The sequence below is a fragment of the Pseudoflavonifractor sp. An176 genome, assembly GCF_002160435.1.
Lineage (GTDB): Bacteria > Bacillota > Clostridia > Oscillospirales > Oscillospiraceae > Enterenecus > Enterenecus faecium.
In genome coordinates, this window is record NZ_NFKO01000001.1 from 139,092 (window position 1) to 153,595 (window position 14,504).

Below are 14,504 nucleotides of genomic sequence, written 5' to 3' on the forward strand. Positions count from 1 at the left end.
CTCGTATTCTCAGCCCAGCACAAACCGATCGCTGTCGGTGATGTCCAGGTCGGTATTATAGAAGGCGGTGAGGGCCTGGACCATATAGGCGGAATCTTTCACCCCTGCCGTCTCATAGGTGGAGTGCATGGCCAGCTGGGGCAGGCCCACATCCACGGTGTGGAGGGACACCTGCTGGGTGGACAGGTTGCCCAAGGTGCTGCCTCCTGCCATGTCGCTGCGGTTGGCGAAGGTCTGCACGGGCACCTGAGCGTCCTTACACAGCTGCATGAAGATGGCGGCACTGATGCCGTCGGTGGTGTACTTCTGGTTGGCGGAGAACTTCACCACAATGCCCTGATTCATATACACACAGTTCTCCCCGTCCGTCTTCTCCGGGTGGTTGGGGTGGACGGCATGGGCGTTGTCGCAGGACACCATGAAGCTCTTGGCCACCGCCCGGAAGTAGTCCTCGGGGGCATGGCCCAGGGCAGCGTGGACCCGCTGGAGCACGTCCCGCAGGAAGGTGGACAGAGCACCCTGCTTGGTGCCGGAGCCCACCTCCTCGTTGTCAAAGCAGCAGCACACGTTGACCCCGTGGGGGTTGTGGCTGTCCACCATGGCTTTCATGGAGGTATAGGCGCACTGGAGGTCGTCCAGGCGGGGAGAGGAGATAAATTCCTCCTTAGCGCCCCACAGGGAGGGGGCCACCCGGGGGTAGAGGTACAGGTCACAGCCCACAACGTCCTCCGGCTTCACTCCCAGCTCCTGGGCGATGAGCTCATAGTAGCTGTTCTCTCCACACTCCCCGGCGGAGAACAGGGGGAGCATGTCCACCTGCTGGTTGTACTTCATGCCGGAATTGACCTCCCGGTTCATGTGGATGGCCACGTTGGGGATGAGCAGCAGGTCCCGGTCGATGTTGAGAAGCCGGGTCTCCACCACGTTGCCCTGGCGCACCAGCACTCGGCCAGCCAGAGACAGAGGCCGGTCCAGCCAGCTGGAGCAGATCATGCCGCCGTACCCTTCCGTGTTCAGCTGGAGATAGCCGCCCTTGCCCTTGAGCTCCGCCTTCTCCTTCACCTTATAGCTGGGAGAGTCGCTGTGGGAGGCGGTGATCTGGAAGTGGTAATTGTCCAGCTGCTGGCCCACATGGAAGGCAATGATGGACGAGCCGTTGCGGGTGACGTAATACTTGCCCCCCTTCTCCAGCGCCCAGCGCTCACACTCCATCAGGCGCTGATATCCGGCCTGGTCCAGCATTCGGGAGAGCTGGTGCACGGCGTGGAAGCAGCTGGGGCTGTGTTTGATAAAATCCAACACCTCACGGGATGTCTCTTGATACATGGTTTGGTTCCTCCTAGTCTATGCTTTTCTACATTATACTAAATTCTGATGATTTTTCAATCACAGCATGGAAAAAGCCGGAGTGCGTGATGCACTCCGGCTCAATTTGTTTCAAAGCTAGCATCCATGCAAGAAGTTGTGACAACCTCGCTCAGTCAAAAGCTCTCGGCAGAGTTTTCCCGCCCCCCGGGCGGGAAAATAAATTGAAATCACGTATTTTCCCAGGACATGCGCATGGGAAAATACACTTCTGGAGCCCGCCAGTGTGGAATTGGGTCGCCCTTTGACCCAATTATGCATGCAGCGGGCTGCACTCTCTCAAAAATGCTTGCATTTTTGAGACATTAGCCGAAAAACAGCTTCATGTCCTCCTCCACAGTGCCGATGCCCGCGATGCCGAAGTTGTCCACCAGCACCTTGGCCACGTTGGGGCTGAGGAAAGCGGGGAGAGTGGGACCCAGGTGGATGTTCTTCACTCCCAGGTACAGCAGGGCCAGGAGCACGATAACCGCCTTCTGCTCATACCAGGCGATGTTATAGATGATGGGCAGGTCGTTGATGTCCTCCAGCCCGAACACCTCCTTGAGCTTCAGGGCGATGACCGCCAGAGAGTAGGAGTCGTTGCACTGTCCAGCGTCCAGCACCCGGGGAATGCCGCCGATGTCACCCAGAGGCAGCTTGTTGTACTTGTACTTGGCGCAGCCAGCGGTGAGAATCACCGTGTCCTGGGGCAGAGCCTTGGCAAACTCGGTGTAGTACTCCCGGCTCTTGGCCCGGCCATCGCAGCCAGCCATGACCACAAACTTGCGGATGGCGCCGCTCTTCACCGCCTCCACCACCTGGTCAGCCAGGGCCAGCACCTGGGCGTGGGCAAAGCCGCCCACAATCTCCCCGGTCTCCAGCTGGGCGGGGGGCTCACAAGTCTTGGCGTGGGCAATGAGGGCAGAAAAATCCTTCTGCTCCCCGATCTCGCCGGGAATGTGGGTACAGCCGGGGTATCCGGCGGCTCCAGTGGTATACAGCCGATCCTTGTAGCTGTCCTTGGGAGGCACAATGCAGTTGGTGGTCATGAGGATGGGGCCGTGGAAGGCCTCAAACTCCTCCTTCTGCTTCCACCAGGCGTTGCCGTAGTTGCCCACAAAGTTGGGATACTTCTTAAAGGCGGGATAGTAGTGGGCGGGGAGCATCTCCGAGTGGGTGTACACGTCCACCCCGGTGCCCTGGGTCTGCTCCAGCAGCATCTCCAGGTCCCGCAGATCGTGGCCGGAGACCAGAATGCCGGGATTCTTGCCCACCCCGATGTTGACGCGGGTGATCTCAGGATTTCCATAGGCGGTGGTGTTGGCCTTGTCCAGCATGGCCATGCCCGCCACGCCGTACTTGCCCGTCTCCAGGGTGAGGGCCACCAGCTGATCCACCGTGAGGCTGTCGTCCAACGTGGCAGCCAGGGCCCGCTGCAAAAAGGCGTCCACGTCCTCGTCGTCCTGGAGCAGGGCGTTGGCGTGCTTGGAGTAGGCGGACAGGCCCTTGAGGCCGTAGGTAATCAGTTCCCGCAGGGAGCGAATGTCCTCATTCTCGGTGGACAGCACCCCCACCGTCTTGGCCTTCTCCTCCCAGTCCCCAGCGCCGTCCCATAGGGCGGCCTGGGGCAGGTTCGCGGTATCTCCGAGCTGGGCCAGCAGCTGGGCCTTGGCCTCCAGCGTGGCCCGGATGCGGGCCTCAATGCTCTCCCGGTCAAAGTTGGCGTTGGTGATGGTGGTGAAGAGATTGAGGGTAATGAGATGGTTGATCTCCGGGGCAACCGTCTTTCCCTCCTTGCGCAGAGCCGTGGTGACGGCGGAAATGCCCCGACTGACATACACCAGCAGGTCCTGCATAGCGGCTACATCCGGCTGCTTGCCGCACACACCCACCATGGTGCACCCACGGCACCCGGCGGTCTCCTGGCACTGGTAGCAAAACATCTTTTGTTCCATGTTGATAAGCTCCTTTTACTCGTGTTCCAGCCAGCTGATGGCGGTGACCGGGCAGGAGTCAATGGCCTCCTGCACCTGGGACAAGGTCTCCTCCGTGACCGCCTGGCTCACCCCCGACTTGCCGTCCTCTCCCATACGAAACACACGAGGACACAAGGCGACACAGGCCCCGCACCCGATACACAGATATTGATCCACTGTCGCATTCATATCAGCACTTCCCTTCCGGTTGATACCCATAGAATGCCACCGCTGACAGCGTCTTAAACCTTTCTTATGACAAGGAGCATGGTAGCACAGGTTTGCCGCCTCTTTCTGTTGTTATTCCAACAGGTTTTCAAAAAAATTTTGCCAGGTGGGGAATCTCCCCACCTGGCATAGCGATTGGTTTACGGACAGCGGAACTCCCAATCCATCTCCTGGGCGATAAGCTGGACCTGGAAGCGGCGGGTGTCACACAGAGACTTCCCCCCAGGGACACATCTTCGGGCACCACAAAGCGGATGCACTGGACCTGCACGTCCCGGCATCCCGGCTGGGTGTGGGCGGGAATGGTGTACGCCTTAAACCCACGGGGCTCTGTTTTCCCGTCCGGGCCCACCTCCTCTAACATCACGCCTAAGGCCACCCTGCGGTTGGGACAGACGTCCTTCACCGTCACCTCCAGCTGGATGATACGCCCCTGGGCGCCCAGCGGCACGCCTGACATGCTGCCGGAGCGGTCCAACACCAATACAATATCGGTGGGGTTCTCAATGATGTCTGGGGCCGCCGTCAGTGCCAGCGTCACCTGAAATTCGCCGTCACAGCTCACTTCGCTGCGGTCCACCACTTTATTTGAACTGGTCATTCCCATCTAGGCATCCTCCTTCCAGGGGTTTCCACCTTCATCCTATGCCCTCCCCCCCATTTTCTGCTTGCACCACCGCCTGGAATGTGCTATAGTTTGCATAGGGTAACTTCGCCCTGTTCTTTTTTGCACAAAACGTTAGCTTTTGCTAACTTTCTTTTTTTCATTTCTGTTAGCCTGAGCTAATTCAAAGGAGAGGAGATTCCCATGATGATGGACAAACGGCTGTTGGGCATGGTGCCGGACAGCAAACAATTTATTGCCGGAAATGTGGCCTGCCAGTGGATTTCCATGGTGGCCAATGCCGCCCTGGTGTTTACCCTGGGCTGGCTCCTGGGACAGCTGCTGGAGGGCCGCCCGGTATCCTCCAGTCTCCCCTTTGCGGGAGGAATTGCCCTGGTTGCTCTGGTGGTGCGGTGGTTTGCCCTGCGGGCCGCCGCCCGCATGAGCCATTTGGCCTCTCGGCAGGTGAAATCCACCCTGCGCCGGGCTCTATTTGACAAGCTGTACACCCTGGGGGCCTCCTACCGCCAGCGCACCTCCACCGCTCAGGTGGTTCAGGTGGCGGTGGAAGGAGTGGACCAGCTGGAGATCTACTTCGGCTCCTACCTGCCCCAGTTCTTCTACAGCCTGCTGGCTCCCGTAACGCTCTTTGTCTTCTTGGCACCCATCAGCCTGATATGCGCTGTGGTGCTGCTGGTGTGCGTGCCCCTCATCCCCATTGCCATTGCGGCGGTACAGACCTTTGCCAAAAAGCTGCTGGCCAAGTACTGGGGGAAGTACACCAGTCTGGGCGACCACTTCTTGGAGAATCTCCAGGGCCTGACTACCTTGAAAATCTATCAGGCCGATGAGGCTCGTCAGGAGGAAATGGCTCAGCAGGCGGAGGAGTTTCGCAAGGTGACCATGAAGGTGCTCACCATGCAGCTCAACTCCATTGTCATTATGGACCTCATCGCCTATGGCGGGGCAGCTCTGGGGGCCATTCTGGCCCTCATGCAGCTGTCCCAGGGGCACATCACCCCTGCCGGATGCTTTGCCATCATCCTGCTGTCGGCGGAGTTCTTCCTCCCCATGCGGCTGCTGGGAAGCTTCTTCCACGTAGCCATGAACGGCATGGCAGCAGCCCAGAAGATTTACGCCCTGCTGGACCTGGAGGTGCCCGCCCCTTCTGCGGAATCCGTGGAGGGCAATCCCACCCTGGAGTGCCGGGGCGTCACCTTCTCCTATGACGGCCAGCGTCCCATCCTCCAGGGGGTGGACCTGACCATCACCCCCGGCTCCCTCACCGCCGTGGTGGGCGAGAGCGGCTGCGGCAAGTCCACCCTGTCCGCCCTGCTCATGGGCCGCAACCGGGGCTATGGAGGACACATCACCTTAGGAGGCAAGGAGCTGTCCTCCCTGTCCGAGGACAGCCTCATGGCCCACTGCACCTACATCGGACACCGAAGCTATCTCTTCAAGGGCACGGTGCGGGACAACCTGCTGCTGGCCCGCCCGGAGGCGCTGGACGACGAGCTGTGGGCGGTGCTGGAGCAGGTCAATCTGGCCCCCTTTCTCCGCAGCGAGCAGGGGCTGGACACCAAGCTCCAGGAGGGCGGAAGCAACTTCTCCGGTGGTCAGCGCCAGCGTCTGGCCCTGGCCCGGGCACTGCTCCACAACAGCCCCATGTATATCTTTGATGAGGCCACCTCCAACGTGGATGTGGACAGCGAAAACGAGATCATGGAGCAGATCCACCGTCTCTCCCGCACCCACACGGTGCTGGTCATCTCCCACCGTCTGGCCAATGTGGCCGGGGCGGACGTCATCTACGCCATGGAGGGCGGTCGGGTGGTGGAGCACGGCTCCCACCGGCAGCTGCTGGACCGAGGCGGGCTGTATGCCCGGCTGTGGGACCAGCAGCAAGAGCTGGAACAATTCAACCAAGAGGAGGTACCCGCATGAAACCGCGCAGCAATCTATCCTGTATGGCCCGCCTCATCACGCTGGTGGGCCCCCTCACCGGAGTGATGCTTCTGGCCATCACCCTGGGGGTGCTGGGCTTCATCGCCGCCACCCTGATCCCGGTGCTGGGCGGCGTGGGCATTCTCTCCGTCCTCAACCACCAGGACACCCTGCCCTTGATTTTCTTGGTCGCCGCCCTGTGTGCCCTGCTGCGCGGGGTATTCCGCTACGGAGAGCAGACCTGCAACCACTACATTGCCTTTAAACTGTTGGCCATTTTGCGCCAAAAGGTATTTGCCGCCCTGCGCCGCCTGGCCCCTGCCAAGCTGGACGGGCGGGACAAGGGGGATTTGATCTCGGTCATCACCTCCGACATTGAGCTGCTGGAGGTGTTCTACGCTCACACCATCTCCCCGGCCGCCATTGCCCTTGTAATGAGCCTGCTCACCGCCGCCTTTCTGGCCTGGTTCCACTGGGCCTACGGGGTGTTGGCTCTGCTGGCCTACGCCACCGTGGGCATTCTCCTCCCCGTGCTGGCCTCTCGCCGCTCCGGGGATACCGGCAACCGGATGCGCCAGAAGGCGGGGCAGCTGTCCGCCTTTGTACTGGACAGCCTGCGGGGAGTGGATGAGACCATCCAGTACCACGGCCAGGCCCAGCGTCTTGGTGAGCTGGAGGGCCGCACCGACGATCTGAGCCGGGTGCAGCAGGACATGAGCCGTATCACCGGCACCAACACCGCCGTCACCCACACCGTCATCTGGCTCTACGACCTGGCGCTGCTGGTCCTGGGGCTGGTGCTGCTGGAACAGGGTCAAGTAAACTTTGGCGGAGTGCTGGTCCCCCTCATTACCCTCATGTCCTCCTTTGGCCCGGTGGTGGCTCTGGCCAACCTGGGCGCCACCCTCCAGAGCACCTTTGCCGCCGCCCGGCGGGTGCTAGACATTCTGGACGAGACCCCGGTGGTGGAAGAGGTGTCCGGACAGTCTGCCACCCGCTTCCACGGGGCCGCCTGCGAGGATCTCACCTTCTCCTACGGCGGTGAGACCATTCTGGACGGCCTGACCCTGGACTTTCCCAAGGGAAAAGTGGTGGGCATTGTGGGCCGCAGCGGCTCGGGCAAGTCCACCCTCTTAAAGCTGCTCATGCGGTTCTGGGACCGCCAGAGCGGAGAGGTGACCATCTCGGAGCGAGACGTGCGGAACATCAATACCGCCGATTTGCGCTCCATGCAAGGGTATATGACCCAGGACACCGACCTGTTCCACGACACCATTTTGAAAAACATTCTTCTGGCCCGCCCCGACGCCACCCGGGAAGAGGTGGAGGAGGCCTGCAAGAAGGCCTCCATCCACGACTTCATCCTCACCCTGCCCCAGGGGTACGATACCCCGGTGGGAGAACTGGGGGACACCCTGTCCGGCGGCGAACGGCAGCGGCTGGGACTGGCCCGGGCCTTCCTCCACAACGCCCCTTTCCTGCTGCTGGATGAGCCCACCAGCAATCTGGACAGCCTCAACGAGGCGGAGATTCTCCGCTCCCTCCACCGGGAGCGGGACCAGCGCACGGTGATTTTGGTCAGCCACCGCCGGTCCACCATGGGCATTGCCGACCAGGTGCACTCGGTGGAGCATGGGAGGGTGAGCTGATGGCCTCCGCTGTGGAGAAAAAACGCCAGCGGGAGCAGAAGGTGGTGGGGCAGATGATTTCCATCTATTGCCACGGCGCTCACCACACCCCCACCGGACAGCTGTGTCCCCAGTGCCAGGCGCTGAAGGACTACGCCATGGAGCGCAGCGACAAATGCCCCTTTATGGAGACGAAAACCTTCTGCTCCAACTGCAAGGTGCACTGTTACCGGAAGGACATGGCCCAGCAAATTCGGCAGGTCATGCGCTACGCCGGGCCCCGGATGCTCCTCCACCACCCCATTCTTGCCCTGCGCCACGTGTGGGAGAGTACACGAGAGAAACAAAGACAAAACAGGAGATGATACCATGAAAAAAGTGCTCTATATCCTATTTGGCTGTATTGCCTTGGCACTGGGCGCCGTTGGCGCTGTGCTGCCCCTGCTCCCCGCTTTTCCCTTTTTGATGCTGGCGGCCTTCTGCTTTGCCCGCAGTTCTCAGCGGCTGCACAACTGGTTCACCTCCACCAAGCTGTATAAAAACAATCTGGAGAGCTTTGCCAAAGGCCGGGGCATGACCTGGCGCACCAAACTTCGCATCATGGTCACGGTCACCCTGGTAATGTCCATCGGCTTTTTCATGATGGGCAGCGTCCCGGTAGGCCGCATCGTCCTGGGCTGTGTGTGGCTGTTCCACATTCTCTTCTTTATCTTCGGCATCAAGACCCTCTCCCCTGCCCAGGCGGAGCATTACCGCAAACTGGACGAAACCGCCTCTCAGGCTTAACGCAACACCCCGTGGACCACGGAACGGTTCACGGGGTGTTTGATTGCATAATTATCCCCAACTCAGCATACAATAGCCGCAACGGAGGTGCTGGGAATGAGTCACAAACTGCGTCAATTGGTATTGTGCATTGGCATCCCCCTGGCGGTGGGCGGCCTGTCCGGCTGGGTGACCCGGGGCGCTATGGAGGACTTTCAGGCCCTCAACCAGCCGCCTCTCTCTCCGCCAGGTTGGCTGTTTCCCGTGGTGTGGACGGTACTCTTTATCCTGATGGGAATTGCCTCTTATTTGGTGGTCCGGTCCCAGGGCCCGGAAAAACAGGTCAAGCGGGCCCTGACGTTCTACGGCATTCAGTTGGGGTTTAACTTCCTGTGGTCCATTCTCTTTTTCAACTTGGGGCTGTATCTGGTGTCCTTTTTCTGGCTGGTGTTGCTGTGGTGCCTCATTCTCCTCACCACCCTGCAATTTTCTGCCCTGGACCGCCGCACGTTCTGGCTGATGCTGCCCTATCTGGCGTGGGTAGCCTTTGCCGGGTATCTCAACTTGGGGATTTTCTGGCTCAACCGATGAAAAAAGCTCTGGAACCTGTGGCGGGTTCCAGAGCTTTTCTTATCGCAGCACTTTTTCCAAATTGCGCCCACAACTGGGACAAAAGGGGCGCTTGGAAGACACCAGAGCACCTAGAAAGGCACCGCAACACGGGCAGCGCACCTTCACCAGCCCCATAATCACCCCAACTACTGCAACCAGTGCACCAAGCCCAGATAGCGGTGTCACCACCTCATACCGAAAACAGGGCACACCAAACAGTACAGCCCCCATCAAAAACACCAGTGCAGAGGCCAAATCCCACATCTGTAGCTTTCTCATCTTCCGGCTCCCTCTCTCCATGGCATCGGATAAGGAAACCATAGCACGCACAGGTAAACAGAGCCACCCAGGTACGGTAAAGAGTTTGTCAGATGCAACGGCTCCCCACGCTCACGATTGCTCTTGCGTTCTTTGATCAATCTGATAGAACAGTTCCCCCAAAGCCAAACACAGCACAAGAAAAGCAATCAGCCGCAGCGGTTCAAATTCCGACAACAGGATGTGGCCCAGTCCAGCGCCCACAACCAACGCAATTAGCAGCAACAGGAATCGTTTCAAATGCTTCATCTTTATCACCTCGTGCTTTTTCCGTTCCTCTTGTTATTATCATGATAGCATGGAGCCTATCCAGATGCAACACACAGAGAAAAAGTAAAAGACCTAAAACCGTTTGGTTCCAGGTCTTTTTGGTGGAGATAAGCGGGATCGAACCGCTGACCTCTTGAATGCCATTCAAGCGCTCTCCCAGCTGAGCTATACCCCCAGGTCGTATTCGTTTTTGTCGTGTCCCCTGCGGAACGAGTGTTAGTATAACAGGGGGTGTAAGAAAAGTCAAGGGCTTTTTTCAGAAAATTTCAGATTTTTTTGCAGAGGCTAAAATAAGCCCTACACCGCTGTTCATACACCTCTATAATTTATTAGACATCATACGGGTATCCCTCCGCGTATGGCATTGCTCCCACGAAGTAGATCTTCATGCAGGCAGTTCTCTGGTGCGTGGCAGTTGTGCAGGCTTCCCCCAGACTGTCCTGTGCGCCCTATCTTGACCACGTTATTTCCCGGGCACACGAGGCCGGAAACAAGAGGCACAAAGGGCCAAGAAAAAAATTTAGATTTTTTGAAATTTCTTGTTGACAAACCACCCCCTTTCTGATATACTTACTTTTGTCGGCGCGAGAGACCGCCGCAAAAACAAAATAACAACTCGGGGGTATAGCTCAGCTGGGAGAGCGCTTGAATGGCATTCAAGAGGTCAGCGGTTCGATCCCGCTTATCTCCACCAAAGTCCTGAACGCAGATGCGTTCAGGACTTTTTCTTTTCTCAAAACCATGATACCATCCGCCCTATGCATCAATTCCTTTCATTCTTTCTTCTGGAAAACATCGGTGGGTGTGTGCTATGATATACTTTGTTGCGACAAATGACATGCAGTCCATAAACCGCTAGAAAGCTCAGGTGTAGTTCCATGCAAGCAAACAGCAAACCAGCCCAATCCGATATCTTCGCCACTCTCCCCATCCCCGTAGCCCTGCGGAAGATGATTCTTCCCGCCGTGGCCAGCCAGCTGATCGTGCTGATCTACAACATGGCGGACACCTTCTTTGTGGGGCGGACCAATAACCCGTACATGGTGGCCTCCACCTCCCTCATCCTCCCCGTGTTCAACATCACCCTGTGTCTGGCCGGACTGGCAGGCATCGGCGGCGGCTCCCTCATCTCCCGGCTGCTGGGCAGTGGCCGACCCGAGGAGGCCCGAAAGGTCAGCGCCTTCTCTCTGTACCTGGGTCTGTCCATCGCCGCCCTCTTCGCCCTGGGCACGGGGCTGTTCATGGGGCCTCTTCTGGGCCTTCTGGGTGCAGGCGAGAACACCTACCACTACGCCCAGCAGTACACCACCTGTGTCATTGTCATCGGCGGCATTCCCACGGTCCTGTCCAACGTGCTGGCAAACCTCATCCGCAGCATTGGCCGCTCCCGGGAGGCTAGCGCCGGTATCATCTTGGGTGGCCTGCTGAACATCGCTCTGGACCCCCTCTTTATGTTTGTACTGCTGCCCCAGGGCCAAGAAGTGCTGGGCGCCGGTCTGGCCACCTGCCTGTCCAACTGCGTGGCCCTGCTCTTTTTCCTGGTGGTGCTGGCCCGGATGGGTCGGGGCTCCATCATCACCTTCTCCCCCAAAGCAGGACTGCCCCAGCGCAGCAGCATTGTGGCGGTATTCGGGGTGGGCATTCCCTCCGCCATCACCACCCTGCTCTTCGATTTGGACTATGTGGTCATTGACAAGCTGATGGTGTCCTACCACGATGTGGCTCTGGCCGCCGTGGGCATCGTCCTCAAAGTGGAGCGGTTCCCCCTAAACGTAGGGGTCGGCATTTGCCAGGGTATGCTGCCCCTGGTGGCCTACAACTACTCCGCGGGAAATCAGCAGCGGATGAATGATGCCATCCGCCTCTCCCGCCGCCTGGGTCTGATTGTGGCGGCCATTAGCATTGCGCTCTATGAGATTTTCGCCGTTCAGTTCTCCAACCTGTTCATCGGAGACGCCCAGACGGTGGAGTTGGCCTCCCAGTTCCTCCGTATCCGGGTGCTAGCCACCCCTCTGATGTTCCTGAGCTTTTTCACCGTGTACCTGTTCCAGGCCTTTGGCAAAGGGCGCGTATCCCTCTTCCTGGGCGTGACCCGGTGGCTGTTTCTCAACATCCCCATGCTCTTTCTCCTCAACGCCATCTTCGGCATGTTCGGCATCGTCTGGTCCCAGATCACAGCGGACACCCTCAATGTGATTCTCTCCTTCTACATCTATTTCCGGTTCCGCCCCTCTGCCAACGAGCTTCAACCCAATCATGTGCAACAAGGTCTGAAATCCTAACGATTTCAGACCTTGTTGTTTATTCCCCTTCCACCGCCAGGCACAGCCCGGAATAGGGCGGAAGAGACAGTTGAACTTGGTTGTGCTGGGCAGGCAAAACGCTCTCATCCCGCTTCACGCCTCCGCCGTACTCCTCCCACTCCGTGGAGAGGATGGGCCGCAGTCCGGCGCACCCCTCCACAGGGAGTTGGTAGCCGTCCTGCGTCTGGTCCGAGAAGTTGAACACGAACACCAGGCGCTCTTTTTCGCTGCGCCGTTCCAAGGCGTAGATGCACCGCTCCTCCTGGTGGCAGTCCAGCCACCGGAAGCCCTGCTCTCGGTCATCCTCCTGCCACAGGGCGGAGTGGTTGAGGTACAGGTGGTTTAAGTCCCGGATGAACCGGAACAATTCATCATGCTTGGGATAACGGAGCAGATTCCAGTCCTGCTCCCTGCTCTCGTCCCACTCCCGGAACTGCCCAATCTCATTGCCCATGAAGTTAAGTTTCTTCCCAGGATGGGCCATCATATAACAGTACAGGGCTCTGGCCTGGGGGAACTTCTCCTCATAGTCCCCGTGCATCTTCTGGAGGATGGTGGCCTTGCCGTGGACCACCTCGTCATGGGACAGGGGGAGCAAATACCGCTCCTGATAGAAATACATCATGGAGAAGGTGAGTTTGTGATAGTGCTGGGGCCGCATCTGGGGCGGGGTCTGGAAGTAGGACAGGGTGTCGTTCATCCACCCCAAATCCCACTTGTAGTCAAAGCCCAGTCCGCCGTGGGCCACATCCCGGGTCACACCGGAATAGGAGGTGGAGTCCTCGGCAATGAGCAGGGCGTGGGGCAGGCGCTGCTTGAGGCCCTGGTTCATAGTCTGCAAAAACTGGATGGCTCCCCGGTTCTCCCCCCGCCCTGGGTCTCCCTTCCAGTAGATGAGGTTACTCACCGCATCCATGCGCAGGCCGTCCACGTGAAACTCCTTCAGCCAATAGAGAGCCGCCGACTGGAGGAAGCTCCGAACTTCCCCTCTGGAGTGCATGAAGTTGCAGCTGCCCCACTCGCTGCGGCCCACCGCGGTGTTGGGATACTCATAGAGAGGGGTGCCGTCATAATTCCACAAGGCGTAGTCGTCCACCGCAAAGTGCACCGGGACAAAATCCATGATGACCCCGATGTGGTTTTGGTGGCACTGGTCAATGAAAAACCGCAGCTGATCGGGGGTTCCATACCGGGAGGTAGGGCTGAAAAATCCGGTGTCCTGATACCCCCAGGAGGCATCACAGGGGTGCTCGGCCAGAGGCATCAACTCAATATAGTTATAGCCGCACTCCTTGACATAGGGGATGAGCCGCTGGGCCAGTTCCTCATAGGTATACCAGTCGTCGGGGGCATCGGATTTTCTCTGCCACGAGCCCAGGTGCACCTCGTAGATGTTCAGGGGCTGCTGGTACCCCTCTCCCCTGCGGTCCATCCACGCCCCATCCTGGAAGGAATAGCGGTCCAGGGTGTGGACCACAGAGGCGGTATGGGGCCGCTTTTCGCTGCCAAATCCATAGGGGTCGCAGTGGTCGATGGTTTTTCCTGTCTGGCTGGTGATGCGGAATTTGTACCGGGACCCCACCTCCACCTGGGGAACGGTGAGTTCCCAGAAGTTCCCGTCGTAGATCTTGTGCATGTCACTGCCCTGCCAGCTGTTGAAGTCTCCAATCACCGAGATGCTTGCGGCATTGGGGGCGAAGGTGCGGAAAACTACGCTGCCGTCCCCCTGCACCTGGGCTCCAAGAAAGCGATAGGCCTCAAATTCCTGGCCCGTGTAAAATCCGTAAAAATCCATGGCAGCCTCCTGACATTTCTAGACAATGGTCGGTTTTTCAACTATAATGGAGTATACATGGTATCGTCTCCGCTGCACACCAGCAGCTGAGGCCAGCGGTCGGATAACCAACCTTTGCAGCAAAGTGTCGGGAAAGGACGGGGCATATGGACATTCGAGTGAAGAAAACCCGGCGGAGTATCATCACCGCCTTTATGGAGCTGCGGGCCCACAAGCCCCTGGAGAAAATCACGGTCAAGGAGCTGTGTGAAAAGGCGGAGATCAACAAGTCCACCTTTTACACCCACTTCACAGACATCTACCACCTGTCCGATCAGTTGGAGCAGGAGCTGATCCAGCAGGTGGTGGACAACCTCCCCCACCCCCAATACGTGGTGGAGCACCCCAAAGAGTTCACCCAGGAGCTGTTTCTGGCCTTTTACGCCCAGTCGGCCCGGATTGACAAGCTGTTTTCCGGCCCCCAGCGGGGAAATTTCGTGGTCAAGCTCCACGCCGCCCTAAAGGAGCGGATTTTCCAGGCCTATCCCCAATATGAAGACGATCTGTTCTTCAATGTCTATCTCAACTTCGCCATTTTCGGAGGCTACTACGCCATGTGCGAGGGAAAAGCCATCGACACCCCAGGCACCATTGCCGCCATCGCCCAGATCACCGAGCACTGCTCTCGGGCCCTGGTGGAAGAGCTGCACGCCCGAAAACAGGCAGACTAAACAG

Annotated in this window: 14 protein-coding genes and 2 tRNA genes; 8 read left to right on the plus strand and 8 right to left on the minus strand. The window is 58.6% G+C overall.

Going from position 1 to position 14,504, the window contains the following annotated elements:
* Positions 1 to 9 precede the first annotated feature (9 nt).
* The 4 genes from B5F12_RS00705 to B5F12_RS00720 all read right to left on the minus strand — a co-directional run bounded on the left by B5F12_RS00705 (position 10) and on the right by B5F12_RS00720 (position 4,158).
* On the minus strand, positions 10 to 1,326 hold the full coding sequence (locus B5F12_RS00705) for a M18 family aminopeptidase (protein WP_087228750.1): 1,317 nt from the start codon (positions 1,324 to 1,326) through the stop codon (positions 10 to 12).
* 344 nt (positions 1,327 to 1,670) lie between these two features.
* Positions 1,671 to 3,302, minus strand: a complete 1,632-nt coding sequence (gene hcp, locus B5F12_RS00710; protein WP_087228753.1) for a hydroxylamine reductase — start codon at positions 3,300 to 3,302, stop codon at positions 1,671 to 1,673.
* Positions 3,303 to 3,317: 15 nt separating this feature from the next.
* Positions 3,318 to 3,512 (minus strand): ferredoxin, encoded by a 195-nt coding sequence (locus B5F12_RS00715; protein ID WP_087228756.1) that lies wholly within the window; start codon positions 3,510 to 3,512, stop codon positions 3,318 to 3,320.
* A gap of 127 nt (positions 3,513 to 3,639) precedes the next feature.
* Positions 3,640 to 4,158, minus strand: a complete 519-nt coding sequence (locus B5F12_RS00720; RefSeq protein WP_087228759.1) for a hypothetical protein — start codon at positions 4,156 to 4,158, stop codon at positions 3,640 to 3,642.
* Between the two features lie 204 nt (positions 4,159 to 4,362).
* Between B5F12_RS00720 and B5F12_RS00725 the strand changes: the two genes are divergently transcribed.
* The 5 genes from B5F12_RS00725 to B5F12_RS00745 all read left to right on the plus strand — a co-directional run bounded on the left by B5F12_RS00725 (position 4,363) and on the right by B5F12_RS00745 (position 9,083).
* On the plus strand, positions 4,363 to 6,099 hold the full coding sequence (locus B5F12_RS00725) for an ABC transporter ATP-binding protein/permease (RefSeq protein WP_087228763.1): 1,737 nt from the start codon (positions 4,363 to 4,365) through the stop codon (positions 6,097 to 6,099).
* A complete protein-coding gene (cydC, locus tag B5F12_RS00730; RefSeq protein ID WP_087228766.1) occupies positions 6,096 to 7,748 on the plus strand; it encodes a thiol reductant ABC exporter subunit CydC in 1,653 nt (550 codons plus the stop codon). Before B5F12_RS00725 ends, cydC begins: the two co-directional genes overlap by 4 nt.
* Entirely contained in the window at positions 7,748 to 8,092 is a 345-nt protein-coding gene (locus B5F12_RS00735) for a nitrous oxide-stimulated promoter family protein (RefSeq protein WP_087228771.1), read from the plus strand. Before cydC ends, B5F12_RS00735 begins: the two co-directional genes overlap by 1 nt.
* 4 nt (positions 8,093 to 8,096) lie before the next feature.
* The gene (locus B5F12_RS00740) at positions 8,097 to 8,513 is read left to right on the plus strand and encodes a YbaN family protein (protein WP_087228774.1); all 417 of its coding nucleotides are present in this window, start codon (positions 8,097 to 8,099) and stop codon (positions 8,511 to 8,513) included.
* Between the two features lie 96 nt (positions 8,514 to 8,609).
* Positions 8,610 to 9,083 (plus strand): TspO/MBR family protein, encoded by a 474-nt coding sequence (locus tag B5F12_RS00745; RefSeq protein WP_087228777.1) that lies wholly within the window; start codon positions 8,610 to 8,612, stop codon positions 9,081 to 9,083.
* Positions 9,084 to 9,122: 39 nt separating this feature from the next.
* Here the strand turns inward: B5F12_RS00745 and B5F12_RS11625 are convergent, their stop codons facing one another.
* From B5F12_RS11625 to B5F12_RS00750, 3 genes are all read right to left on the minus strand, one after another.
* Complete coding sequence (locus tag B5F12_RS11625) at positions 9,123 to 9,383, minus strand: hypothetical protein (protein WP_143482293.1); 261 nt, start codon at positions 9,381 to 9,383, stop codon at positions 9,123 to 9,125.
* Between the two features lie 111 nt (positions 9,384 to 9,494).
* Positions 9,495 to 9,671, minus strand: coding sequence for a hypothetical protein (locus B5F12_RS11810; protein WP_158096715.1), 177 nt, complete (start codon positions 9,669 to 9,671; stop codon positions 9,495 to 9,497).
* Between the two features lie 120 nt (positions 9,672 to 9,791).
* Positions 9,792 to 9,867, minus strand: a tRNA-Ala gene (locus B5F12_RS00750).
* Positions 9,868 to 10,310: 443 nt separating this feature from the next.
* Here B5F12_RS00750 and B5F12_RS00755 point away from each other — a divergent pair.
* Positions 10,311 to 10,386 (plus strand) — tRNA-Ala (locus B5F12_RS00755).
* A 184-nt stretch (positions 10,387 to 10,570) separates the two neighbouring features.
* Entirely contained in the window at positions 10,571 to 11,974 is a 1,404-nt protein-coding gene (locus B5F12_RS00760; RefSeq protein WP_242954852.1) for an MATE family efflux transporter, read from the plus strand.
* A 19-nt stretch (positions 11,975 to 11,993) separates the two neighbouring features.
* Here the strand turns inward: B5F12_RS00760 and glgB are convergent, their stop codons facing one another.
* Entirely contained in the window at positions 11,994 to 13,790 is a 1,797-nt protein-coding gene (gene glgB / locus B5F12_RS00765) for a 1,4-alpha-glucan branching protein GlgB (protein ID WP_087228780.1), read from the minus strand.
* A 146-nt stretch (positions 13,791 to 13,936) separates the two neighbouring features.
* Between glgB and B5F12_RS00770 the strand changes: the two genes are divergently transcribed.
* Positions 13,937 to 14,500, plus strand: coding sequence for a TetR/AcrR family transcriptional regulator (locus B5F12_RS00770; RefSeq protein ID WP_087228783.1), 564 nt, complete (start codon positions 13,937 to 13,939; stop codon positions 14,498 to 14,500).
* Positions 14,501 to 14,504: the final 4 nt, after the last annotated feature.